Annotated in this window: 21 protein-coding genes and 1 pseudogene; 8 read left to right on the top strand and 14 right to left on the bottom strand. The window is 65.7% G+C overall.

Annotated features, from left to right (window positions below; genetic code table 11):
- Positions 1 to 13: 13 nt before the first annotated feature.
- The 7 genes and pseudogenes from argC to ACCQ13_RS10675 all read right to left on the bottom strand — a co-directional run bounded on the left by argC (position 14) and on the right by ACCQ13_RS10675 (position 6,996).
- Entirely contained in the window at positions 14 to 967 is a 954-nt protein-coding gene (argC, locus tag ACCQ13_RS10705; protein WP_159407169.1) for an N-acetyl-gamma-glutamyl-phosphate reductase, read from the bottom strand.
- A pseudogene (locus tag ACCQ13_RS10700) lies at positions 964 to 1,131 on the bottom strand (GNAT family N-acetyltransferase); the annotation flags it as partial. The gene argC and the pseudogene ACCQ13_RS10700, both read right to left, overlap by 4 nt.
- 14 nt (positions 1,132 to 1,145) lie before the next feature.
- Positions 1,146 to 2,489: an acetylglutamate kinase gene (locus tag ACCQ13_RS10695; RefSeq protein WP_159407168.1), complete on the bottom strand. Its 1,344-nt coding sequence runs from the start codon at positions 2,487 to 2,489 to the stop codon at positions 1,146 to 1,148.
- Positions 2,490 to 2,534: 45 nt separating this feature from the next.
- Positions 2,535 to 3,632 (bottom strand): acetylornithine deacetylase, encoded by a 1,098-nt coding sequence (locus tag ACCQ13_RS10690; protein WP_159407167.1) that lies wholly within the window; start codon positions 3,630 to 3,632, stop codon positions 2,535 to 2,537.
- A 219-nt stretch (positions 3,633 to 3,851) separates the two neighbouring features.
- On the bottom strand, positions 3,852 to 5,087 hold the full coding sequence (locus tag ACCQ13_RS10685) for an argininosuccinate synthase (RefSeq protein ID WP_372372033.1): 1,236 nt from the start codon (positions 5,085 to 5,087) through the stop codon (positions 3,852 to 3,854).
- 54 nt (positions 5,088 to 5,141) lie between these two features.
- Complete coding sequence (locus ACCQ13_RS10680; RefSeq protein WP_104603237.1) at positions 5,142 to 6,173, bottom strand: N-acetylornithine carbamoyltransferase; 1,032 nt, start codon at positions 6,171 to 6,173, stop codon at positions 5,142 to 5,144.
- Positions 6,174 to 6,483: 310 nt separating this feature from the next.
- The gene (locus tag ACCQ13_RS10675) at positions 6,484 to 6,996 is read right to left on the bottom strand and encodes a hypothetical protein (RefSeq protein WP_104603279.1); all 513 of its coding nucleotides are present in this window, start codon (positions 6,994 to 6,996) and stop codon (positions 6,484 to 6,486) included.
- Between the two features lie 156 nt (positions 6,997 to 7,152).
- On the opposite strand from ACCQ13_RS10675, the gene cysS reads away from it, so the two are divergent.
- The 3 genes from cysS to ACCQ13_RS10660 all read left to right on the top strand — a co-directional run bounded on the left by cysS (position 7,153) and on the right by ACCQ13_RS10660 (position 10,429).
- Positions 7,153 to 8,568, top strand: coding sequence for a cysteine--tRNA ligase (cysS, locus tag ACCQ13_RS10670; protein WP_167526895.1), 1,416 nt, complete (start codon positions 7,153 to 7,155; stop codon positions 8,566 to 8,568).
- 176 nt (positions 8,569 to 8,744) lie between these two features.
- On the top strand, positions 8,745 to 9,182 hold the full coding sequence (locus ACCQ13_RS10665) for a SufE family protein (RefSeq protein ID WP_372372031.1): 438 nt from the start codon (positions 8,745 to 8,747) through the stop codon (positions 9,180 to 9,182).
- A complete protein-coding gene (locus ACCQ13_RS10660) occupies positions 9,179 to 10,429 on the top strand; it encodes an MFS transporter (RefSeq protein ID WP_372372030.1) in 1,251 nt (416 codons plus the stop codon). Before ACCQ13_RS10665 ends, ACCQ13_RS10660 begins: the two co-directional genes overlap by 4 nt.
- 153 nt (positions 10,430 to 10,582) lie before the next feature.
- On the opposite strand, the gene dksA is transcribed toward ACCQ13_RS10660, so the two are convergent.
- Complete coding sequence (gene dksA / locus ACCQ13_RS10655; protein WP_372372028.1) at positions 10,583 to 11,668, bottom strand: RNA polymerase-binding protein DksA; 1,086 nt, start codon at positions 11,666 to 11,668, stop codon at positions 10,583 to 10,585.
- 84 nt (positions 11,669 to 11,752) lie between these two features.
- Between dksA and yidD the strand changes: the two genes are divergently transcribed.
- Genes yidD through ACCQ13_RS10640 form a run of 3 tightly spaced genes read left to right on the top strand, consistent with a single transcriptional unit; the run spans position 11,753 to position 14,231 of the window.
- The gene (gene yidD / locus ACCQ13_RS10650; RefSeq protein WP_372372027.1) at positions 11,753 to 12,046 is read left to right on the top strand and encodes a membrane protein insertion efficiency factor YidD; all 294 of its coding nucleotides are present in this window, start codon (positions 11,753 to 11,755) and stop codon (positions 12,044 to 12,046) included.
- Positions 12,043 to 13,392 carry a dihydroorotase gene (locus ACCQ13_RS10645; protein ID WP_159407162.1) on the top strand — a complete coding sequence of 450 codons (1,350 nt, stop codon included), beginning with the start codon at positions 12,043 to 12,045 and terminating at the stop codon, positions 13,390 to 13,392. The genes yidD and ACCQ13_RS10645 overlap by 4 nt, the downstream gene beginning before the upstream one ends.
- Entirely contained in the window at positions 13,392 to 14,231 is an 840-nt protein-coding gene (locus ACCQ13_RS10640) for a M23 family metallopeptidase (RefSeq protein WP_167526893.1), read from the top strand. Before ACCQ13_RS10645 ends, ACCQ13_RS10640 begins: the two co-directional genes overlap by 1 nt.
- Positions 14,232 to 14,317: 86 nt before the next feature.
- Here the strand turns inward: ACCQ13_RS10640 and ACCQ13_RS10635 are convergent, their stop codons facing one another.
- Entirely contained in the window at positions 14,318 to 14,806 is a 489-nt protein-coding gene (locus ACCQ13_RS10635) for a pyridoxamine 5'-phosphate oxidase family protein (protein WP_104603230.1), read from the bottom strand.
- Between the two features lie 297 nt (positions 14,807 to 15,103).
- Here ACCQ13_RS10635 and ACCQ13_RS10630 point away from each other — a divergent pair, with 297 nt between their 5' ends.
- Positions 15,104 to 16,774, top strand: a complete 1,671-nt coding sequence (locus tag ACCQ13_RS10630; RefSeq protein WP_104603229.1) for a glycoside hydrolase family 28 protein — start codon at positions 15,104 to 15,106, stop codon at positions 16,772 to 16,774.
- Between the two features lie 40 nt (positions 16,775 to 16,814).
- Here ACCQ13_RS10630 and ACCQ13_RS10625 read toward each other — a convergent pair whose 3' ends face one another.
- The 5 genes from ACCQ13_RS10625 to efp form a co-directional block, all read right to left on the bottom strand.
- Positions 16,815 to 17,504 carry an isoprenoid biosynthesis enzyme family protein gene (locus tag ACCQ13_RS10625; protein ID WP_104603228.1) on the bottom strand — a complete coding sequence of 230 codons (690 nt, stop codon included), beginning with the start codon at positions 17,502 to 17,504 and terminating at the stop codon, positions 16,815 to 16,817.
- A gap of 28 nt (positions 17,505 to 17,532) precedes the next feature.
- Positions 17,533 to 18,198 carry a phosphoglycolate phosphatase gene (locus ACCQ13_RS10620; RefSeq protein ID WP_104603227.1) on the bottom strand — a complete coding sequence of 222 codons (666 nt, stop codon included), beginning with the start codon at positions 18,196 to 18,198 and terminating at the stop codon, positions 17,533 to 17,535.
- 112 nt (positions 18,199 to 18,310) lie between these two features.
- Positions 18,311 to 19,030, bottom strand: a complete 720-nt coding sequence (ubiG, locus tag ACCQ13_RS10615) for a bifunctional 2-polyprenyl-6-hydroxyphenol methylase/3-demethylubiquinol 3-O-methyltransferase UbiG (protein WP_104603226.1) — start codon at positions 19,028 to 19,030, stop codon at positions 18,311 to 18,313.
- A gap of 29 nt (positions 19,031 to 19,059) precedes the next feature.
- A complete protein-coding gene (locus ACCQ13_RS10610; RefSeq protein ID WP_167526892.1) occupies positions 19,060 to 20,397 on the bottom strand; it encodes a TRZ/ATZ family hydrolase in 1,338 nt (445 codons plus the stop codon).
- 135 nt (positions 20,398 to 20,532) lie between these two features.
- Positions 20,533 to 21,099: an elongation factor P gene (efp, locus tag ACCQ13_RS10605; protein WP_104603224.1), complete on the bottom strand. Its 567-nt coding sequence runs from the start codon at positions 21,097 to 21,099 to the stop codon at positions 20,533 to 20,535.
- A 101-nt stretch (positions 21,100 to 21,200) separates the two neighbouring features.
- On the opposite strand from efp, the gene epmB reads away from it, so the two are divergent.
- Positions 21,201 to 22,229 (top strand): EF-P beta-lysylation protein EpmB, encoded by a 1,029-nt coding sequence (gene epmB / locus ACCQ13_RS10600; RefSeq protein WP_104603223.1) that lies wholly within the window; start codon positions 21,201 to 21,203, stop codon positions 22,227 to 22,229.
- Positions 22,230 to 22,232: the final 3 nt, after the last annotated feature.

Here is a 22,232-nt window from a genome sequence, read left to right as displayed (position 1 = left end):
CGAGGGACTCGCATCAACGAATCGAGGTCAATTCGTCCCAGCCAAACGCCAGGTTGAGATTCTGCATCGCCTGCGTCGCCGCGCCCTTGAGCAGGTTGTCCAGCGTCGCCACCACCACCACCCGCTTGTTGCCAGGCGCCAGGGTGATGCCGCCGATCTGCACGCCGTGCCGGCCGGCGATGCGGCTGACCCAGGGCGCCTCGTCCACCAACTCGATCAGCGGCGCATCGGCGTAGCGCTGCGCATAGCGGGCCTGCAGCTGCTCGCGCGTCAGCGGCTGCTGCAGCCAGGCATTGACGGTCATGGTGATGCCACGAAAATGCGGCGCCACATGCGGCATGAATTCCACCGGCACACCGAGCTGGGCGGAGACTTCGCGCTCGTGCATGTGGTTGGTCAGCGCATACGGCATCAGGTTGTCGGCGAGCAGCTCGGGGTTGTTCTTGTCCGAGGGCGTGGTGCCGGCACCGGAATAGCCGGACACGCCGAAGCACTGCGGCGGGCCGGCCAGCTGATCCAGCAGCGGCGCGATCACCAGCTGCATGGCAGTGGCGTAGCACCCCGGATTGCTGATGCGCCGTTGCCCGGCATAACCCGCACGGGTGAGTTCGGGCAGGCCGTAATACCAGCCCGGATCGAAGCGATAGTCGGCGGATAGATCGATCACCAGCGTCTGCGGCTTGGCCGCATTGATCGCGGCCACGAACGGTTCGGCCTTGCCATTGGGCAGTGCCGGGATCACCACGTCGGCCGCCTTGGCGGCCACCGCGTCGGCGTCCAGACTTTCGAACCGCAAGTCGCCGCGATAGCCGTCGTTGTGGTCGGCCACGGCCTGCCCGGCCAGTTCGCGCGAGGACACGAAAACCAGCTGCAGATGCGGGTGCGCCGCCACCAGCCGGATCAGTTCCGAACCGGTATGCCCGCGGGCGCCGACAATGCCGATAGTGGTAGTTGCTTGAACACTCATGCGTTTGCTTCCAGGCGGAACGGCAGGTGGCGTTTGACCCCGGCCCATTCCGTATCGATGATGGAGAACACCACGGTATCGCGCGGCGTTCCGTCGGCGTGGCGGATGTGATTGCGCAACACCCCGTCCCGCTGTGTGCCCAACCGTGCGAAGGCCGTCCGCGAGAGGGTCATCGCGCTCAGCCCAGCAAGGTCGGCTGACGGGTGGCGCAATGCGCCACGCAGTGCTGGATCTGCTCGAAGGTCTCCAGCCCGTACCAGAACACCTTCCACTTCTCCTGCTTGATGCAGCCGTCGGATTCGGCGTAGTAGAAGATATTGACCTGGTTGTTGTGGCGCGAGCGCCAGAACAGTTGCGGTGTTTCTTCGCGCATCACGTTCCACACTGCCCGGCCCAGGCCTTCGCCCTGCGCGTCGTCGAGCACGGCAAACTTGTCCAGATAGGTCAGCCGGCCTTCGCCGAGCTGGCCTTCGTCGGTGAGGATGACCGCAGCGCGATAGTTTTCGCTGACGTAGGCACGCAATAGCGTGGTGTTGGAAAAATAGTCCGGCACCAGGGTGCGGCCGAAGCTGGATTCGATCAGCGACTTGAGCCGTGGCAGATCCAGTTCGTCCCAGGAGGCGGCGCGCAGCACGCGCTCGCCGCGCCGGACCAGCGTGCCGGAGCCCTTGTGGGTGAACAGTTCCTTGGCCAGGTCCGCCGGCCGGGTGATGGACACCGACGACTCCAGCGGCAGCCGGTCGAGCAGGTCCTTGATCTGTTCGATCTTCACCCGCATGCCGCCGTTGATCCACGGCTGCTGCATCAGGTGGTCGTACTCGGTGGACAGGTTGATCGAATCGATCAGCTTGCCATCGGCATCCAGCAGGCCGCCGGTGCCAGTGAGGAAAATGATCTTGTACGGCTGCAGCTCCTGCACCAATTCGTTGGCGGCAAAATCCGCGTTGACGTTGAGGATCTGCCCGCTGGGCGTTTCGCCCAGGCTGGTGATCACCGGGATCGAACCGGCCTGCAGGCTGGCTTCGATCGGTGCCAGGTTGACCGCCTTGACCTCACCCACCAGGCCATAGGTCTCGCGATCCAGGTACTGCGCCTCGAACACGCCGCCGGTGATGGAAGTGGCGCGCGCGCCGTTTTGCTGCAGCGCTTCTACCAGCTTGAGGTTGGAGGCCTGGAACACCTTGCGCACGATCGCCAGCGCTTCGGGCGAGGTGACCCGCAAGCCGTTGACGGTCTGCTTTTCGATGCCGGCGGCCGACAGTTCGGCATCCAGCTGCGGACCTGCGCCATGCAGCACGATCGGGGTCAGCCCCACTTCCTGCAGGAACGACAGCGACGAGGTCAGCGCTTCCAGATCGTCGCGCAATACCGCCCCGCCCACCTTGACCACCGCAAAGCGCTTGGCGTCGAGCTGCGAAAACCGCTTGAGGTACTGGCTGATTTCCTTCGCGCTGGCCATGCTCGAAAGCAGGCGCACGATGGTCTGGCGGGTCTGTTTGTGGGGCTGTGCTGGGAAGGACATTGCCGTGTTCGAAAGAGGAAGGAAGCGCCAGGCGCAAGGGTCGGTTTAGCGGGAACCGTTGATGATGCGATGGACCGAGTCGGCATAACGCTGCAACTGCTCCAGCGTCACAAACTCATCGGCGGTGTGCGCCTGGGCGATGTCGCCCGGGCCGTAGACCAGCGCGGTGTAGCCGCCGGCGGAGAACAGCGAGGCCTCGGTCCAGAAGTCCACGGCGTTGCCGATCGGCAGGTCCAGCGCGTCGGCCACGTCGCGCGCGGCCAGGCGGCGCTCTTCGGCGCGCGCAACATCACCGGACGGCAGGCTCGGGCCGCGAAAGGTTTCTTCGAAATGCGCCGCTGCAGGGTCGGCAAACCCGGCGAAGGTCGCCAGCAGGCCATCCACCTCCATCGATGGCAGCGGTCGAAAACCGAAGCGCAGCTCGGCCGCCGGCGCGATCATATTGGCCTTGATGCCGCCATCGACGCGGCCGATATTGAAGCGCAGGCCGGTCAGCCCGCCGAAGCGTGCATGTGCCAATGAATCGACATGCTCCAGCGCCTTGCCGCCCCAGCGCATTGCCTGGTGCAGCGCGCTGGCAGATGGGTCCTGCCTGCCCGAGGCATGCCCGGCGCGGCCGGCAAAGCGCATCAACACCGAGCTGATGCCGCGATGTGCCAGCACCGCCTCACTCATGGTCGGCTCGGCCACCAGCACCGCTTCATACGGCAATCCACGCGCCAGGAACGCCGCAATACAGCGCGGATCGTTGGCTTCTTCGTCAGAGGAAAACAGAAACGCCGCATCGCCGTCGCCGGCATTGGCCGCTGCCACCAGCGCCGCCGCTGCACCCTTGATGTCGCAGACACCCAGGCCGATCACGCGGTCCTCGGTGCGCCGCATCACGTGTGGGTCGGCACTCCAGTGCGGCGAATCCGGCACGGTGTCCAGATGCACGTTGAACAGATACGTTGGATTTCCACGCACCGCATACAGGCTCACCGCCCCGGCACCGTGGTCGATCACCTCGACCTGGAAGCCGGGCAACTGCGCGCGCAGGTAATCGAAGATGCCGGCGGTGGTGATCGCGCGCGGCGGGTTGCGGGTGTCGAAGGACACCAGGGTCTCCAGGTGGGTCAGCGTGTTGTCGAGCAGTGTGGTCATTGATTGCGTCTGGTTGCGTCGGGCAGCGTGGTGGCGTGTGGCCGGATGGGGAATAGTTTTTTACGTCATACAACCCTTCCCCCGCCCGCAGGGGAAGGTGCCCGAAGGGCGGATGGGGGCAGTGCCACAGCCTCGCCCTCATCCGGCGCTACGCGCCACCTTCTCCCGCACGCGGGAGAAGGAACTTGCAGTCAGCATCAAGGCACCTGCATGCCGGGTTCAGCGATTCACCTGCGCATACACCGTCGAGCTCATCCCGAACAGCTTGATGAAGCCTTCGGCCTCTTCCACGCCCCAATCGGCCGACTGCGCGTAGGTCGCGCCCTTGGTGTTGAGCAGGAGCGGCGAACGCACCGCCACCGCATCGACGCGGCCACCACGGGTTTCCAGCGTGACCTCGCCGTTGACCTTGGACTGCGACGACTTCAGGAACGCCTCGATGTCGGTCTTGAGCGGGTCGTGATAGAAGCCCTCATACACCAGCTCCACCCACTTGCGCGCCACGTCCGGCTTGAAGCGGTTCTGCTGCTTGGTCAGCACTGCATCTTCCAGCGCGCGATGCGCGGTGAGCAACGAGATCAGGCCAGGCGCTTCGAACACGATGCGGCCCTTCAAGCCGATCACGGTATCGCCGGTGTAGACACCACGGCCCACGCCGTAGGGCGCGAACAGCTTGTTGAGGCGGGCCAGGATCTGCTCGCCGGGCAGCACCTTGCCGTCCAATTCCACCGCTTCGCCTTCGACGAACTTCAGGGTCACGCTCAGCGCGTCGGCCGGCCATTCGCTGCGCGGCGCGCACCAGCCACGCGCGCCCTCACCCGGCGCTTCCCAGCGATCAATCTCGCCGCCGGACATGGTCAGGCCCAGCAGATTCTCGTTGATGGTGTAGGCCTGCTGCTTGGCACGCACGCCAAAACCGCGCGCTTCCAGATACTTCTGTTCGTAGGCACGGGTCTGGGTGTGTTCCTTCTGGATTTCGCGGATCGGCGCCACGATCTGGTAGTCGCCCAACGCCTTCACCGCCAGGTCGAAACGCACCTGGTCGTTACCCATGCCGGTGCAACCGTGGGCAATGCTGCGTGTGCCCAGCTCTTCGGCGCGCTTGAGCGCGGCATCGACGATCAGGTAACGGTCGGACACCAGCAACGGATACTGGCCCTGGTAGCCCTCGCCCGCCCACACGAACGGCTTGACGAAGCCTTCCCAGATTGCCGGGCCACCATCGACAGTGACATGGCTGGCCGCGCCCAGCTCGGCGGCACGCTTCTCGATGAAGTCACGCTCTTCGGCATCCACCCCTCCGGTATCGGCGAACACGGTATGCACCGCATAACCACGCTCCTGCAGATACGGAATGCAGAAGCTGGTATCGAGACCACCGGAGAACGCCAGGACGATGTCCTTGGTGCCGGGAGTGGAGAGTGGGGATTCGGGATTGGTGGAAGCAGCGCTCATCAATGTTCCTTAGTACGTAAAGGTGGGGGCCAAGGGTGTTGCTGTTGCGATTCTCTAATCCCGATTCCCTATTCCCGCTTGCGACGCAAGCGCCGCCATGATCGCCTTCTGCACATGCAGTCGGTTCTCCGCCTCGTTGATGGCGATGCAGTTGGGCGAATCCATCACCGCGTCGGTGGCCTTGACGTTGCGACGCAGTGGCAGGCAATGCGAGAACACGCCGTTGTTGGTCAGCGCCATCTTGGCCTCGTCGACGATGAAGTGCTGGTACTGGTCGCGGATCGGCTTTTCCGGCTCCCAGTTGCCGAAGAACGGCAGCGCGCCCCAGCTCTTGGCGTACACCACGTCGGCACCGGCGTAGGCACTGTCGATATCGTGGCTCACCTGCAGCGAGCCGCCGCTCTCGGCCACGTTCTGTGCCGCCCAGTCCATGTAGCGCTGGTCCAGGATGTAGTCTGGCGTCGGGCACAACAAGGTCACGTCCATGCCCATGCGCGTTGCAATCGTCAGCGCGGAATTGGCCACCGCGGTGTTGAGCGGCTTGGGGTGATAGGTCCAGGTCAACACGTACTTCTTTCCACGCAGATCCGGCGTACCGAAGTGTTCCTGCAGCGCCAGCACATGCGCCAGTTCCTGGCACGGGTGGGTGATGGTCTCCATGTTGATCACCGGCACCGGCGAATACCTGGCGAAGCTCTTGAGCACCTGGTCCTCGCGGTCCTTGGACCAGTCGACGAACTTCGGAAACGCGCGCACGCCGATCAGATCGACATAGCGGCCGAGCACGCGCGCCACTTCGGCGATGTGCTCTTCGGTGTCGCCATCCATCACCGTGCCCAGATTGAACTCGATCGGCCACGCATCCTTGCCCGGCTGCAGCACCACCGCATGCCCGCCGAGCTGGAACGCACCCAGCTCAAAGCTGGTGCGGGTGCGCATGGACGGGTTGAAGAACACCAGCGCGATCGATTTTCCCTTCAGCTCGCTTCCCAGCTTATTGCGTTTGAACAGCGCGGCCTGGGTCAGCAGCGCGTCCAGTTCGGCGCGACTCCAGTCCTGGGTGTTCAAGAAGTGCTTCAGTGACATCGATCGATCCTTTGCTGCGTACTTCTGCTGCGTGGTCCGCCGGGAGCGACGGGGTGCGCGACATGCGCGTTTCTTGCGGTTGAAACTTTTGTGACGCCAAAACGAAAAAACCCAGCCTGAGGGCTGGGTTTTCGAAAACAGGCAGCAAAACGCCCCGGTTACCCAGCGAAAATGTGGGATTCCGGTCGGCGGGCACGCGAGGTCATGCCGGAGGCCATCCGGGCGGCGCTGGTGTCGTGCTGAAAGGCGTTTGCTTGCATAGGGCGCGAATCCTCGCACGCATGCGGTCACGGCGCAACCGCTACGCCACTCACCGTGGCGGCGCGACGATGGCGTCGGGAATGTACGGGGTCACCGAGACGCGAATGCGCAGCCGGTTGCCCGGATCTTCGGGCAGCCGCGAGCGGTACTTGGTGCCCTTGTAGACGTAGTCCACGTCGAAGGCGATCGGCCGGCGGAACTCGCGCGGCACCTCCACCACCTTGCAGTTGCGACGCGTACTGGTCGGCGGCACTGCGGCTGGCGCAACCGACTCTGGGCGGCGCGAGAACATCTCCCTGACCGAATCCACCATGCGGTTGATGCGACTTTCGTCGTCACCAAGCGAAGCTGCCACCGACACGGCCTGGTCAGCTTCGCATTGTTCTTCGATCCGGGTGGCGCGCAAGGTCTGGTACACCGGCTCCACGTTCAACACCTGGGCATAGTCCAGCTTGACGTTCTCGATCACCACAACCCGGTTCCTGACCTCCGGCTCTGCCGCTTGTACGGACATCGCCTGCCAGGCCAAGACGCACAACAGGGGAAACGGAAGAAGTCGCATCTGTACCGAGGTGGCCACGCCAGGCAGTACGTAAGTGTATGGAGCTTGGGTCGCTCCGGGCTGAACACAGCCCATCCGAAGACTCGGACCGGCGACCGGTTCGCCGTCCTGCCGCGACCGGCTAGAATCGACCGGTTCTCCCTCTTCAAGATGCCGATGAGCCTGCGCCTGCACAACAACCTGACGCGGCGGGTCGAGCCGTTCGCACCGCTCGACCCATCCAGCCCCACCCTGTACGTGTGCGGCCCCACCGTCTACAACTACGCGCATATCGGCAACGCACGCGGCCCGGTGGTGTTCGACGTGCTGGCCGCGTTGCTACGGCGGCGCTATGGTGCGCTGCGCTACGCGCGCAACATCACCGACGTGGACGACAAGATCAACGCCGCCGCGCAGGCGCAGGGCGTACCGATCTCCACCATCACCGACCGCTTCGCCGCGATCTATCGCCAGGACATGGCCGCGCTCGGTGTGGTGCCGCCGGACATCGAACCGGAGGCCACCGCGCATATCCCGCACATCGTGGCGATGATCGAGCGACTGATCGCCAGCGACCACGCCTACGCCGCCGAAGGCCATGTGCTGTTCGCGGTAGCCAGCTTCGAGGGCTACGGCAAGCTGTCGCGGCGCGACCCGGACGAGATGCTGGCCGGCGCCCGCGTGGACGTGGCGCCGTACAAGCGCGACCCCGGCGATTTCGTGCTGTGGAAACCATCCAGCGACGCGCTGCCTGGCTGGGACTCACCCTGGGGCCGTGGCCGCCCCGGCTGGCATATCGAATGCTCGGCGATGGCTGCCGCCCATCTGGGCCCCACCATCGACATCCATGCCGGCGGCGTGGACCTGCAATTCCCGCACCACGAGAACGAGATCGCACAGAGCGAATGCGCCCATGGCGGCGCCACCTTCGCGCGGTTCTGGCTGCACAACGGCATGCTCAATTTCAGCGGCGCGAAGATGAGCAAGTCGCTGGGCAATATCGAAACCGTGCACGACCTGATTGCCAGGCACCCGCCCGAAGCGCTGCGCTGCGCGCTGCTGAGCGCGCATTACCGACAGCCACTGGATTGGTCGGATGCGTTGATCGAGACTGAAACAAACAGGCTCAACGGCTTATACAAACTCCTGGATCGCTTGAAAGCCTTTGACGTTCAAGCCGTGATCCCTGATGAGATCGAGCAGGCGTTGAACGAAGACCTCAATACTCCATTGGCCCTCAGGGTGTTGGCCAAATTCGCTGACCAGGCGCGAAAAGCACTCAATGCGGTCGCCCCCCCAGGCAACCCCGATGGCGAGCAGAACAGTACGAGTGACCTGGCAGTGAGGAAGGCCAAGGCCGAGCTGCTCGGCGCCGGCCTGGCCTTGGGGCTGCTCCAGCAGGACCCAGCCGCCTGGTTCTCGCGCGGCACCGATGCGGGCGACGATATCCGCATCACTGCCCTGGTCGAGGAACGCAGCGCCGCGAAGAAGGCCAAGGATTTCGCCCGTGCCGATGCCATCCGCAAGCAGCTCGCCGACGAAGGCATCGTGCTGGAAGACACCGCACAAGGCGTCCGCTGGAAGCGTGCCTGACCTTCTCCCTTCTCCCGCCGGGAGAAGGTGCCCCGCAGGGGCGGATGAGGGTACGGGCGAAGCGACGTGCACCATCCACGAGGCTTCGCCCGTACCCTCACCCCAACCCCTCTCCCGAAGGGAGAGGGGCTTTGACCGAACGCGTCTGAATTTTTGCGAACGATTCTGGATTTTTGATGACCACCACCCCCTTCCCGCTCGAACCCACCGCCACCGAGGCGCAGGCCACCATTGCCGACGAATTCTCGTTCTTCGGCGACTGGTCCGAGCGCTACCAGTACCTGATCGACCTGGGCCGCAAATTGCCCGCCTTCCCGGAACACTGGAAGACCGAAGAACACCGCCTGCACGGTTGCCAGTCGATGGTGTGGATCGTGCCCGAGGGCAACGCCGAGCGGCTGGATTTCCACGCCGTCAGCGATTCGGCGATCGTGTCTGGCCTGATCTATCTCGCGCTGCGGGTGTACTCGGGGCGTAGCGCGCAGGACATCCTGGCCACCGAGCCGGACTACATCGCCGGCATCGGCCTGGCCAAGCACCTGTCGCCGACCCGCAGCAACGGCGTGGCCGCGATGCTGGCCTTCATCCGCGACACCGCACGCGCGCAACAGTGAGCGCACCAGCGCCGTCTGCTGCCGATTCGCTGCGCACGCTGTTCGCGTACCCGGGGTTCGGCCTGGTGCTGTTGTATCGCGTCGCCGCCATGCTCTCGTACCAGATCGTGGCGGTCACCGTCGGCTGGCATATCTACGAGATCACCCGTAACCCGCTGTCGCTGGGCCTGATCGGACTGGCGGAAATCCTGCCGTTCTTCTGTATTGCGCCGTTTGCCGGCTACCTGGTCGATCATCTGCCACGGCGGCGGCTCGGCCTGGCGGCGGTACTGGGCCTGGTCAGCACCGCCTTGCTGTTGCTGGCGATCACGCATGGATGGCTGCCGGCGCAAGGGGTGTGGCCAATCTACGCGGCCATTGCGCTGACCGGTGCGGCGCGCGCATTCCTGTCGCCGGTCTACAACGCCTTGTTCGCACGCGTGTTGCCACGTCACGCCTACGCACGCGGCGCCAGCATCGGCAGCGTCACCTTCCAGGCCGGCATGGTGATCGGCCCGGCGCTGGGCGGGGTGCTGGTCGGCTGGGGCGGCAAGGGCCTGGCCTACGGCGTGGCCGCCAGCGTGGCACTGTTGGCGATCATGGCGCTGGCGCTGTTGCGCGTGGAAGAGCCGGTCAACGACGGCCCGCGTGCGCCGATCTTCCGCAGCATCGCCGAGGGCACGCAGTTCGTGTTGTCCAACCAGATCATGCTGGGCGCGATGGCGCTGGACATGTTCTCGGTGCTGCTGGGCGGCGCGGTGTCGATGCTGCCGGCCTTTATCCAGGACATCCTGCACTACGGCCCGGAAGGCCTGGGCATCCTGCGCGGCGCACCGGCGCTGGGGTCGATCGTGGTGGGCATCTGGCTGGCGCGCCACCCGCTGCAACGCAACGCCGGGCTGGTACTGTTGCTGTCGGTCGCCGGCTTCGGGCTCTGCACCATCGCCTTTGGCCTGTCGCGCCACTTCTGGCTGTCGGCGGCGATCCTGCTGGTCTACGGCATGTGCGATGGCGTCTCGGTGGTGGTGCGGCAGACCATCCTGCAGCTGGCCACGCCGGATGCGATGCGCGGGCGGGTGTCGTCGATCAACGGCCTGTTCATCGGCTCGTCGAACGAACTGGGCGCCTTCTACGACGGAGTGATGGCGCGCCTGGTCGGGCTGGTGCCGGCGGTGGTCATCGGCGGCTGCGTCACCCTGGGCGTGGTGGCGACCACCGCCTGGAAGGCGCCGCGCCTGCGCAAGCTGGACCTGCGCGAGCTGCAGTGATCGCGACGCGGCAAACCAGTGATGCTGCGAGCGTGACGCCCGAAGACGCCCACCAACCTGCCGACATGAAAAAAACCCCGGAAACTGGACAGGCGTCCAGTTTCCGGGGTTCGGTGCATCTGGCCGGACGATGCCGGCAAGCGCATGCCAGGATCAGTCGCCCTGCTGCTTCTGCAGATGCTCCCAGCGCTCCTGGGCGTCGATGGTGCGCTCGGCGGTCAGGCGCGCTTCCAGGCGGTCCAGGCCGATTTCTTCGCCGGTGTCCACGCAATAGCCGTAGTCGCCGTCTTCCAGTCGCTTGAGGGTGCTGTCGATCTTGGAGATCAGCTTGCGTGCACGGTCGCGGGCGCGCAGTTCCAGCGAATTCTCGGTTTCGCGGGTGGCCCGTTCGGCTTCGTCGCCGATATCGCGCACTTCTTCACGCAGGTTCTCGATGGTCTGCTTGGACTCCTCCACCATTTCGTTGCGCCAGTGCTGCAGGCGCTGACGGAAGTACTCCTGCTGCAGCTTGCTCATGTACTCCTCGTCCGCAGACGGCTTGTAGCCCTGCGGCAGGATCGGCCGGCCAGTCGCCTCGTCGGTCTTGTAGTCGACCACCTTGTACTTGGTCTTTGGCGTCGGGCTGGACGGCTTGGAGGTCACGGCCACGGCCACCTTGCCGACCGGACGGGTCACGGCGGGCTTGGCGGGGGCTTCGGTCTTGGTTGGGGTTTTTGCGGAGGATTTCGAAACGGGCACGGGATTCTTAGGTGACGGGGTCGCAGGCTTTGCCGGCTTCGCAGGGGCGGCCTTGGGGGCCGGTGCGGGCGCGGGCTTCTCAGCCTTGACCGGGACTGACTTGGCCGGAGCCGGCTTGGGAGCCGGCTTCGGTACGGACTTGGACGCCACCGGCCTGGCGGCCGGCTTGGCGGCAGCCGGAGCTGCCTTGACCGCCGCCGGCTTGGCAGCAGTCTTCTTGGCGACGGGATTCACGGGCTTGTAAGCGACCGGCTTGGACGCTGCGGGCTTGGCGGCCACCGGCTTGGCAGCTGGCACCGGCTTGGGAGCCGCCTTGGTGGCAGGCGCCTTCGCAGCGGTCTTCTTGGCAGGAACCTTCTTGGCGACCGGCTGCTTGGTGACCGTGGTCGCCTTCTTGGCGGCCGGTTTTGCAGCAGGAGGCGCCACTGCCTTCTTCGCAGCGGGGTTGGCGGACTTCTTGGCGGCCTGGACGGCCTTTTTTGCAGGTTTTTTAGCAGCCACGAAACGCTCTTCCTTGGTTCCCCCGGGGCCCGGGAAAGCGGACCTTTATAACGTACGCCGCAGCCCCCCGGCAACCACCTATTAATGCAACTGGCATATCATTGGCAAGTGATCTCCCGCCTGCTCATCGCGCTGTTGCGCGGCTACAAGCTGTTCATCAGCCCCCTGCTCGGGCCACGCTGCCGGTTCGTCCCCAGCTGCTCGGAGTACGCGATGACCGCCATCGCCCGCTTCGGCCCGCTTCGTGGATGCTGGCTGGCCGCGCGCCGGCTGGGCCGCTGCCACCCGTTCCATCCGGGCGGCCTGGATCCGGTGCCCGATGCGAGCACGTCCCCTACTTCATCTTCTTCCTGCCGCTGCAAAGGACCTCATCCATGAGCCGAACCCTCATCGTCAACGCCCGTCTGGTCAATGAAAGCAAGGAGTTCGACGCCGATCTCCTGATCGAGAGCGGCCGCATCGCCAAGATCGACAGCAAGATCCTCCCCGCTCCGGGCGATACCGTGGTGGATGCGGCCGGGCGCTGGGTGTTGCCGGGCATGATCGACGACCAGGTGCACTTCCGTGAGCCGGGCCTGACCCACAAGGGCGACATCGCCACCGAATCGGGCGCCGCCGTGGCCGGTGGCCTGACCAGCTTCATGGACATGCCCAACACCAACCCGCCCACCCTGGACGCCGCCGCGCTGCAGTCCAAGTACGACGCGGCCGCCGGACGTGCCTGGGCCAACTACGGCTTCTACATGGGCGCCAGCAACGACAACCTGGCCCACATCCAGTCGCTGGACCCCAAGACCGCGCCAGGCATCAAGGTGTTCATGGGCGCCTCCACCGGCAACATGCTGGTCGACAATCCCGAGACGCTGGACGCCATCTTCCGCGACGCGCCCACCCCGATCATCACCCACTGCGAAGATACCCCCACCATCGACGCGACGATGGCGCAGTACAAGGAAAAATACGGCGATGCGTTGACGCCGGACATGCACCCGGACATCCGCTCGCGCCAGGCCTGCCTGAAGTCCTCGCAGCTGGCGGTGTCGTTGGCGCGCAAGCACAACACCCGCCTGCACGTGCTGCACATCTCCACCGCCGACGAGCTGGGGCTGTTCGAGGCCGGCCCGCTGGTCGATGCCGACGGCAAGCTGCGCAAGCGCATCACCGCCGAGACCTGCATCCACTTCCTGCGCTTCGACCGCAGCGACTACGCGCGGCTGGGCAACCTCATCAAGTGCAATCCCGCGATCAAGGATCCCGAGGACCGCCTGGCGCTGATCCAGGCGCTGGCCGACGACGTGATCGACGTGCTCGCCACCGACCATGCCCCGCACACCTGGGAAGAGAAGCAGAAGCCCTATGCACAGGCGCCCTCCGGCCTGCCGCTGGTGCAGTACGCACTGGTGGCGGCACTGGAGCTGGTGCACGAAGGCAAGCTGCCGATTACCCGCATCGTGCAGAAGTTCGCGCACGCACCGGCGCAGCTGTTCGATGTGGAACAGCGCGGCTTCCTGCGCGAAGGCTACTTCGCCGATCTGGTGATGATCGACAACACCCCGTTCACCGTGAAGCGCGAGCAGGTGTTGTCCAAGTGCGGCTGGTCGCCGTTCGAGGGCACCACGTTCCGTTCGCGCATCGCCGCGACCTGGGTCAACGGGCAACAGGTGTGGGACGGCGAGCAGTTGGTCGGCAGCGCCGCCGGCCAGCGCCTGACCTTCGACCGCTGATGCGCGCAGTGGTGATTGGCGCATGGCTGGCGCTCGCGCCGGCCCTGCTGGGCACGGCTAACGCGCAAGCACAGGCTGCCGACGATGCCGGCGTGGTATTTCCCGCCAGCGCGTCGCAGGGCGCCATGGTGATCGGCAAGGTGCCCGCTGGCAGCAAGGTGCAGTACGCCGGCCGCACCCTGCGGGTCAGCGGCTATGGCAGCGTGGTGTTCGGTATCGGCCGCGATGCCACTGGCCCGTTGCAGGTGCAGGTCGCCCTGCCCGATGGCAGCCAGCGCACGGCCAGCGTGGCGGTGACACCGCGCGACTGGCCAACCGAGCGCGTCAATGGCGTTCCGCCCAGGACGGTCAACCCGCCAGCGGCGATCGCCGAACGCATCAAGCGCGAACAGGCCCAGGTGACCGCAGCCCGCGACCGCGACGATGCACGCCCGGATTTTGCGCAGCCGTTCATCTGGCCGGTGCAGGGGCGGATCAGCGGCCGCTTCGGCAATGCGCGCGTGTACAACGGCCAGCCAGGCGCCGGTCATTCCGGCATGGACATCGCCGTGCCGACCGGCACCCCGGTCAAGGCACCGGCTGCCGGCGTAGTCACCTTCGCCGCGCCGGACCTGTACCTGACTGGCGGCACCCTACTGCTGGATCACGGCTTCGGCATCAGTTCCAATTTCCTGCATCTGTCGCGGATTGACGTCAAGGTCGGCGACCGTGTGGAGCAAGGCCAGGTGATTGCTGCAGTGGGCGCTACGGGGCGTGCGACCGGGCCGCATCTGCATTGGGGGATGAATTGGTTCGACGTCCGCATCGATCCCCTGCTGGTACTCGAACGCGGGAAGTAACGCCATGGTCGGCTGGACAATGGCGCGCAGCGGCGCGACCAGCCGGGCGCGACACACGATTCCGTGCGCCGCGCCTGATTGCGTGCTCAGCGCAACGGTACGTCGGCCACCTTGTCCTGGTAATCCTGCTTCGGGTCGATACCGAGCAGCACCTTGATGCCGGCCAGCAGGCTCGACCCGTTGAGCCAGATCTGCGCGTGATCGGGATCCAGGCGCAGCAGCGCCAGCTTCGGATCGTCCTTGCCGCCTTCGTACCACGCGGCCACGTAGGGATTCCACAGGCGATCGATCACGGCACGGTCGGTGTCCTCGCGCAACGAACCACTGATGCTGGCAAACAGATCGTGTCCCTTGCTACTGAAAGCACCAATCACGCGCCGGCCCTGCCCCAGCATCGAGATCAAGGCATTGTCCGTGGAGGTGAAGAACCAGATCGGGCCACCACTGTCGCCTTCGATCTGCGCGGTCATCGGCCGCGCATGGCCGTCTTCGACACCATCCAGGCCCAGCATCACGGTGCGGTCGGACTTCAAGGCCTTCCAGAATTTGTCCTGTAGCTCTTTGGGGTCTGCCATTTCGATTCCTGACGTACGCGTCTGCACGCGGGCCGCTGAGTCTGTAAGGGGGCGTGCCCACGGCATGTGAGGGCATGCCGCTTTGCCGTGCAGATGTAGACACTGTCTTCGGGGAGACGGTGCTGAGTTCGCCCATTCAAGACCGGGCAGCAGCTGAAAGCGCAACGCTTACGACCACATGACCGATCAGCACCAAGACATCGATGCTGGCGCATGCACCGGCACGCTGTCATGCACGCGTGTCGATGCCGTGCGCAGATCGGGCAACTGCCGTCCTGCCCCCCCGGAGCACTCCCTATGCAACCCAGATCCACCTTGCCTACCCTCGCCCCACTGACGTTGGCGTTGATTGCCCTCATCACCGTCCCGGCCAGCGCCGCGCAACCGTCTGCACAGGATGAAGCCGATAGCGCGCACAGCATCTCCACCCGCTGGGGCGTGATCGAGCAACCGACGCTGCCAACGCAGATCTGCAGCACGCTCAAGGCGGCCCTGGTGCCGGTTGATGGGTCGCTGGATTCGCTCGATCAGGATGCAGCACGCTCCAAGCGCGATACCGCGCGCCTGCAGGCCGCCATCGACGATTGCCCTGCGGGCAGCGCGGTGCATCTGGTCCCCGGCGATGCGGGCGAATCGGGGCTACTGACCGCACCGCTCACCATCAAAAGCGGTGTCACACTGTGGATCGACCGCGGCGTCACCCTATTCGCGTCGCGTAATCCGCAGGACTACGACAACGGCCTGGGCACTTGCGGCACCGCCACCAGCGACAAGGCCAAGTCGTGCAACCCGCTGATCCATTTTTCCGACACCGCCAACAGCGCCATCGTCGGCGCCGGCAAGATCGACGGCCGTGGTGGCAGCACGCTCACCGCCGGGCCCAATGCCGGCAAGGCCAGCTGGTGGGATCTGGCGTATCTCAACGTCACCAAGGGTTTGAGCCAGCATGTGCCGCGCCTGGTGCAGATCGACAACAGCACCGATGTAACGCTATACGCCATCACCCTGGAGAACTCGCCCAACTTCCACGTCATCACCGATAACGTGGTGGGGCTGACCGCATGGGGTATCAAGATCCTGGCGCCCAGCCTGGTCTATTCGCGGCCGGGCTATCACTGCCCGGCGGGCAGCACGCCCGATGTCAATCCGCACGCAACCTGCTTCACCCCGGAAACTGCCAAGAACACTGATGGTTTCGACCCGGGGCAGTCGAAAAACGTGCTGCTGGCGTACTCGTACATCGGCACCGGCGACGACGGCGTGGCGATCAAGGCGCATGCAAGCAGCAAGCGCAGCATTGCGTCCGAGAACATGCTGTTCGCCTACAACCAGTTCTACTACACGCATGGGTTTTCGCTTGGCAGCGAAACCGATTCAGGCATGCGCCATATCGCCGTGCGCGGTTTGAGCATCGACGGCTTCAATGCGCACGATGCCGTCAGCGACCCCTACTCAGCCAATGGATTGCGCATCAAATCCGATGCCTCGCGCGGCGGCCAGGTGGACGATATTCGCTTCGAGAATGTCTGCATGCGCGGCGTTGCCCGTCCGTTGGTATTGGATGCCAGCTACGCCAACCCGGCCACGCGCGACAAGATCCCGCAGTTCACCGGCATCTCGCTGAGCAATGTGCATTCGCTCGGTTCCACGCAATTTGGCGGCGGCGAACTGAGCTTCTACGGGTACCGCGATGCCACTGGCACCCGGCCGATTGCCATCGCATTGGACAATGTGGTGCTGGAGGGCGGCAACGTCACGTTCGCACAACCGCATTTCGGTGGGCCCGCCAGCAATCCGGGGGCGGTCCATTTCACGTTCAACGGCGGGCCGGTGAGCTTCTACAATCAGCTGGCAACCTCGCTACCCAACGATGTCCAGCTACACGGCACACCCGGGCCAGGCACGCCGCTGCAATGCGATGACGCCTTCATTGCCTTCCGCTCGGTGCTGCCGGATTCGCCGATCTGATCGGCGCGCACTGCCGTGCGCACCGGCAAACCGGCCGTACTCAGTCGGCGCCGCTGGCGGCCCGCCAGCTGTGCCACAACTGCTGCACCGGTGGCGCGTAGGCCGGCTTGCCGGCCAGTTCGCGTTGCAGGCGCAACCGCGCCAGCCGCGACCAGACGCGGTGCGGGCGGGCCAGTGCCGGCTTGCGCGGCCAGGCACGCAACAACTGCGTGCGCCAGGCCACGGCACTGACACCGCCAGGTGCCGCGCTGTCGCCAGCCACGCGCTGGCGTGCATCCAGCCATTGCACTGCCACCGCAGCGGCATCGCCGGGTTGCGTCCGCGCAAACAGCACTGCTTCGGCGGCCACCACGGCCTCGGCGAAGCCACGCAATTGCGCCAGCGCCTGCACAAGCGAGGCGGGCTGCACGCGTGCGGCCTGCATCGCCGGCAAGGTATCGGCCAACTGCGCCCATGGCGCGCGCACCGGCTCCAACACGCGCCCCAGCGGATGCCGCGAGCGCTGCTCGGACCAGTCGCGCAGCTCCTGCTGCCACCACGCCAACTTGGCATCGGCCGGCAATGGGTCGCCGGCGATGTTCATGATGTCTTCCCATTCCTGCAACAAGGCGAACCAGGCGGCAGTCACACGCCGCTGCGGTTCGGGAATGAAGGGTTCGGCGACCGACCACTCCGGCCAGCGGCTTGCCCACTTGTCGAGAAAACTGTCGAGGGCGCTGGATTGGCTCATGGCGGGTCCGGACAAAAACAAAAAAGGATCAGGTCTGCGGCCACGCTGCCGGGTTCCACAGCAACTGCGGCGTATCGACCAGCACATCGGCCTGCCAGCGCGCCGGTACATCGTCGTGCAGGCGGTAGCCCCACAACACCGCAACCGACGGCATGCCCGCTGCACGCGCAGCGACAATGTCGCGCTCGTCGTCGCCCACATAGACGCACTGCGCCGGCGCAATGCCGATGTGCTGGGCTGCGGTCAGCAGCGGCAACGGGTGCGGCTTGCGCTCGGCCAGCGTATCGCCGCCGATCAACACGGCGCAGCGTTGCTGCCAGCCCAGTTGCGGCAGGATCAAGCGGGCCAGGTATTCGGGTTTGTTGGTGACGATGCCCCAGACGCAACCGGCGCTTTCCAGTTGCGCCAGCAGGTCTTCGACACCGTCGAACAGCTGCGACTGCGTGCCGATCAGGGCTTCGTAGCGGCTCAGGAATTCCGGCACCAGCGCGTTGCGCGCCGGCTCATCCAGCTCGGCGAAGGCCACGCCCAGCATCGCGCGCGCGCCCTTGGACACCACCGGCCGCAGCTGTTCCAACGCCACCGGCGCACGCTCCCGCGCCGCCAGCATCGCGTTGACGGTCGCCAGCATGTCCGGCGCACTGTCCAGCAAGGTGCCATCCAGATCAAACAACACCGCCCGCGGAAACCTCACAAAACCACCGCCATCACTAGGCGACCTGCAACCGGACCAGCGTCGGGATCCATCAAAACCCCGGTAGACCGCCGTTGCGATTCCCGATTCCCGATTCCCGATTCCCCGCCCGTCACGGCCTCACCGCAGACGCCAGGTAATTGACCTCGGTCCGCGAAGACAGCCGCGCACGATTGCGCCACGGCTCGTACAGCATGCCGCTGACGTCTTCCAGCTGCAGCTCGGCTGCACGCAACCACGCCGCCAGCTCGGATGGCTTGATGAAGTCCTTGTAGTGATGCGTCCCCTTGGGCAGCAAGCGCGCAATGTACTCGGCACCGACCACCGCCAGCGCAAATGCGGCCGGCGTGCGATTGAGCGTGGACAGGAATAGCCTGCCGCCCGGCTTGAGCAGGTTGGCACAGGCACGAATGATCGCCGTGGGGTCCGGCACGTGTTCGAGCATCTCCATGCAGGTCACCGCATCGAAACTGCCCGGCTGTTCGGCCGCCAGGTCTTCGACCGACTGCACGCGATACTCCACCTGCACGCCCGATTCCAGGCTGTGCAGGCGAGCCACCTTGACCAGCTCCGGGGCCAGATCGATCGCGGTCACCTGCGCGCCCAGGCGGGCCATCGATTCGCTGAGCAGGCCGCCACCGCAGCCGACATCCAGCACACGCGCGCCGGCCAGCTCCTGGCGAGCGGACACGTACTGCAGGCGCACCGGATTGAGCGCATGCAGCGGCTTCTGCGGGCCATCGGCGTCCCACCAGCGATTGGCCAACGCGGCGAACTTGTCCAGTTCGGCCTGACGGAAGTTACCGGGGGCGGTGGAAGTATCGGGATTCATGCGGAACTCCGTGAGTCGATGCCGCGCACTCAGGCGCGGACGGTGCGGATACGGTCGCGCCACTGGCGCGCGTTGACGAGCAGCGCCGCGGTATCCATGTCGATGAGCTCGCGCTGCACCAGCTTGGGCTTGCCGGCGATCCACACATCGGTGACCTGGTGACGGCCGGCGGCGTAGATCAGCTGCGACAGCACATGATGCAAGGGTTGGGTTTCCAAGGCCGACAGATCCACGCAGACCAGGTCGGCCTGCTTGCCGACCTCGATCGAGCCGATCCTGTCGCCGAAGCCCAGCGCATGCGCGCCGCCCAGGGTGGCCGCACGCAAGGTGGTGGCCGCATCCAGCGCGGTCGCATCGTTGGCCACGGCCTTGGCCAGGATGGCGGCGGTGCGGTTTTCGCTGAACATGTCCAGGTCGTTGTTGCTGGCGCAGCCGTCGGTGCCGATGGCCAGGTTCACGCCTGCACGTTGCAACGCGCAGGCCGGGCAGAACCCGGATGCCAGCTTGAGGTTGGATTCGGGGCAATGCACCACGCTCACGCCGCGCTCGGCGCACAGATGGATTTCCGCATCGGTGAGCTGGGTCATGTGCACCGCGATCAGGCGGTCGTTGACCAAGCCCAGGCGGTCCAGCCGCGCCAGCGGGCGCTGGCCGTATTGCTTGACCGAGTCGGCCACTTCCTGCGCGGTTTCATGGGTGTGCAGATGCACCGGCAGATCCAGCTGGTCGGCCAGCATGCGCACGCGTTCGAAGTTGGCGTCGTTCACCGTATACGGCGCATGCGGCGCAAACGCGGTACCGATCAACGGATCGTCGCGCCACTGATCGTGCAGCTCGCCGGCCCGTGCGAAATACTCGTCGTCCGAGGACGCCCAGGCCGTGGGGAAATCGATGATGACCGCACCCACCAGCGCGCGGAAGCCGTGTTTTTTGTACACGGCGGCCTGTACATCGGCAAAGAAATAGTTCTCGTTGACGCAGGTGGTGCCGCCGCGCAGCATTTCGGCAATCGCCAGCGTGGTGCCGTCGGCCACGAACTCCGGCCCGATCACCGCCGCTTCCACCGGCCAGATGTGCTGCTGCAGCCACACCATCAACGGCAGGTCATCGGCCACGCCGCGCAACAACGTCATCGGGTTGTGCGTATGTGCATTGACCAGCCCCGGCATCAGCGCCGCGTCCGGGCGCGACACTGTCGTGGTCGGCGCAAACCGCGCGCGTGCTTGTGCAGTCGGCAGGATCGCCACGATGACGCCGTGGTGCACCGCCACCGCATGGTCTTCGAGCACCACCGCGTGTGGCTCGATCGGCACCACGTAGCCGGCTTCGATCAGCAGGTCGCAGCGTTCTGGGGAAGCATTGGTCATGAGCGAATCCATGGAAGGTGAAGTGCCGGACGGCCAGCTGCCGGGGGCGTCGGCACACGCGACCACAACACGCCGCCCAGCAGCAACGGAAGCCTGACACCGCGTCGCGCCCGCCGGTGTCCCGTGCGCACGATCTTACTTGACGCGCGCGGAGTATTCGCCCGAGCGGGTGTCCACCTTGATGACTTCTTCCTGGTTGACGAACAGCGGCACGCGCACCACCGCGCCGGTTTCCAATGTGGCCGGCTTGCCGCCACCGCCGGAGGTATCGCCGCGCACGCCCGGGTCGGTCTCGGTGATCTTCAGCTCGACGAAGTTCGGCGGCTGCACCCAGATCGGCGCGCCGTTCCACAGCGTCACGATGCAGTCTTCCTCGCCCTTGAGCCACTTTTCGGCGCCGCCCATGCCGGCCTTGTCGGCCTGCACCTGCTCGAAGGATTCCGGGTCCATGAAGTGCCAGTACTCGCCATCGCTGTACAGGTAGCGCATGTCGGTGTCGACCACGTCGGCCACTTCCACGTCGTCGGTCGCCTTCATGGTCATTTCCACCACGCGGCCGGACTTGATGAAGCGGTACTTCATGCGGGTGAAGGCCTGGCCCTTGCCCGGCTTGACGTATTCGGTCTCGGTGATGACCGCCGGCTCGTTGTTGACCAGGATCTTCATGCCGTTCTTGACGTCGTTCATGCCAACAGTGGCCATGGGTGCAGCTCCTCGATAGACCACGACCCGCCACGGGATGGCGGGTCGGATTAGAATGGGGCGCCCGCCGCAACCGGCGGGCATTGGTTTTGTGACCGCATATGATAACCGCAGCCCCCCTCGCCTTACAGCCATCTCCCGCCACCGCACTGCCGCCAACGCGGTGGCAGCAGCAATGGCGCGATGCCGTGCGCGACCCGCGCGCGCTGCTAGCGCTGCTGGGGCTGGATGTGCAGGCGGCCGGCATCAGCGACGCGGCCGCCGCGCAGTTCCCCCTGCGGGTGCCGCACGCCTTCGTGGCACGGATGCGGCATGGCGAGCTCGACGATCCCCTGCTGCGCCAGGTGCTGCCGCTGGATGCGGAAATGCAGCCGGTACCCGGCTTCGGCCTGGACGCGGTGGGCGATGCTGCGGCCAGGACCGCATCCGGGGTGATCCAGAAATACCGCGGCCGTGCCCTGCTGATCGCCACCGGCAGTTGCGCGGTGCACTGCCGTTACTGCTTCCGCCGTCACTTTCCCTACGCCGAAGAAACCGCCGCGCGCGACGGCTGGCGCGAGGCCGTGGCCGCGATCGCAGCCGACCCCGGCATCGACGAAGTGCTGCTCTCCGGCGGTGACCCGCTGTCGCTGGCCACGCCCAAGCTGGTCGAGCTCACCGACGCGCTGGCCGCCATCCCGCATCTCAAGCGGCTGCGTATCCACAGCCGCCTGCCGGTGGTGGTGCCGGCGCGCGTGGATGCACCGCTGCTGGCCTGGCTGCGCGGCCTGCCATGGCCGGTGGCGTTCGTGATCCATGCCAACCATGCCAATGAATTCGATGCCGAGGTGGACACGGCGATGCAGGCGCTGCGTGGCGCTGGCGCGCAGCTGCTCAACCAGGCCGTGCTGCTGCGCGGCGTCAACGACAGCGTGGCAGCGCTGGCCGCGCTGAGCGAACGCAGCTTCGCCGCCGGCGTGCTGCCGTATTACCTGCACCAGCTCGATCGCGTGGCCGGCGTGGCGCATTTCGAAGTGGACGATGCCCGCGCCCGCGCCCTGCATGCGGAACTGGCCACACGCCTGTCCGGCTACCTAGTGCCCCGGCTGGTGCGCGAGATTCCCGGCGACACCGGCAAACGACCGTTGTAACGA

Origin of the sequence: Xanthomonas sp. NCPPB 1638, from assembly GCF_041475635.2 — a bacterium.
Classification (GTDB): Bacteria; Pseudomonadota; Gammaproteobacteria; order Xanthomonadales; family Xanthomonadaceae; genus Xanthomonas; species Xanthomonas cucurbitae.
Note: the sequence above shows the minus strand (reverse complement) of the source record. Positions and strands in the feature narration are given on the sequence as shown.